This is a genomic window from Bradyrhizobium sp. 159 (assembly GCF_023073795.1).
Taxonomy (GTDB): Bacteria; Pseudomonadota; Alphaproteobacteria; order Rhizobiales; family Xanthobacteraceae; genus Bradyrhizobium.
Genome location: NZ_JADPKE010000006.1, coordinates 1 through 1778, shown reverse-complemented (window position 1 = coordinate 1778; position 1778 = coordinate 1). Strand labels below are relative to the sequence as shown.

The window sequence follows — 1778 nt, the reverse complement described above, 5'->3', positions numbered from 1 at the left end:
CGCATTGCCTCATCCAGAATGTTACTGGACAACTTCTCGCCGATGATTGGGTCGGGGCCATCGAATTGGTTCGGTGGCGTCTATGGCGGGAAAGATCAGCATGGGCGCGCGGCGCGAGGTGGTGTCGGCAGTAACGGAGCGTTACCGGTCGGCCAAACGAGGGGAGAAGGGACGGATCCTCGACGAGCTGTGCGCGACGACGGGCTGGCATCGCAAGCATGCGGTGCGCGCGCTCCGGCGACGCGAGACGGTTGGATCGGGCAAGCTCGAGACAACAAGAAAGCGAAGACGCAGATATGGCGCGACGATCAAGGACGCGCTGACGGCGCTGTGGGAGGCGTCGGATCGGGTGTGCGGCAAGCGGCTCAAGGTGATGATCCCGACCTTGCTGCCTGCCCTTGAGCAACATGGCCGATTGCAGCTTGGCCAGTCGGACCGTGATCGTGTTCTGGCGATCAGCGCCGCCACCATCGATCGCGTGCTCGTCGATGTGAAGATCGCGGCGAGCGGCGGGAGGCGGCGCCGTGCTGGATTCTATTCGGCAATCCGGCGCGAGGTCCCGATCCGCACCTTTAATGACTGGAACAGCCCGCCGCCCGGCTTCTGCGAGGTTGACATGGTCGCCCATGGCGGCACGTCGGTGGCTGGCTCGTTCATTCAGACCCTGACGATGGTCGATGTCGCTACCGGCTGGACGGAGTGCCTGCCGTTGCTGACGCGGGAAGGTTCGCTGGTCGTCGAGGCAATCAATCGGGCGCAGAGCCTCTTCCCCTGGCTGTTGCGCGGCGTAGACTTTGACAACGACAGCGCCTTCATGAACGATGTCGTTGTGCCATGGTGTCGCGAACAGAAGCTCGAAGTCACTCGCTCCCGCGCCTACAAGAAGAATGACCAGGCGTTCGTCGAGCAGAAGAATGGTGCCGTCGTCCGTCGCCTGATGGGCTACGGCCGCTTCGATGGCGTCGATACGGCCCGTGTGATGGGCCGCCTCTATGCGGCGGCACGGCTCTACGTCAACTTCTTCCAGCCGTCATTCAAGCTCAAGGAGAAGCGCCGCGAAGGGGCCAAGGTGATCAAACGCTATCATCTTCCATCGACGCCCTATGAGCGCGCATTGGCGCATCCCAAGGTGACCGCGGCCGTGAAGAAGCGGCTGCGCGATCAGTATCGCTCGCTCGATCCAGTCGCGCTGTTGTCCGAGATTCGCGCGACCCAGGACGAACTCGGCAATCGCGTCGATCGTCGTCCCGGACAGGTACGCGGCTTGCAACCCGACAGCACGAGCACCGCGCCAGCGACCGCAGCCACTTTTGCGAAGACACTCGGTAAGACGACGACGTCCGGCGAGCCGCGTGCCACGCACCGGCACCCCCGTCGGCCCTATAAAACCAGGGTTCGCATGCCGTCCAAACTCGACCCGCATATCCTAACGATCGAGGGCTGGCTCACTACGCAACCGCAGTTAACCGCGCTCGCCATCGTCGACCGGCTGAGGGAGAAACACCCAGAGGAGTTCGGGACGAGACAGCATTCGATCGTGCAGCGTCTGCTGAGGGCGCTTAGACGGAAGACCGCCGAGCAGTTGGTTGCGGAGGAGCCGCTCGGTGAGGCCACCACCGCTGCCCCATTGCCCGGGATTGTGGACGGCTCGGGCTATGTAGGGCCCGACCCGCCCACAGCCCCTCTCGTCGAGCAAGCCGGGAAAGCTACATGGCGCGGCCGACCAGTCGACTTCGCATCCGTGCCATCAGGGTAACATTTGCTGATGCGGCAATACG

At 63.4% G+C, this 1778-nt stretch carries 1 protein-coding gene; it reads left to right on the top strand.

Annotated features, from left to right (window positions below; translation table 11 throughout):
- Positions 1–82: 82 nt before the first annotated feature.
- Positions 83–1756 (top strand): DDE-type integrase/transposase/recombinase, encoded by a 1674-nt coding sequence (locus IVA96_RS01700; RefSeq protein ID WP_247415114.1) that lies wholly within the window; start codon positions 83–85, stop codon positions 1754–1756.
- Positions 1757–1778: the final 22 nt, after the last annotated feature.

Bases quoted from the DNA above. Each gene is read 5' to 3' on its own strand.
- IVA96_RS01700 (WP_247415114.1), top strand. From the start codon at position 83: ATGGCGGGAAAGATCAGCATGGGCGCGCGGCGCGAGGTGGTGTCGGCA.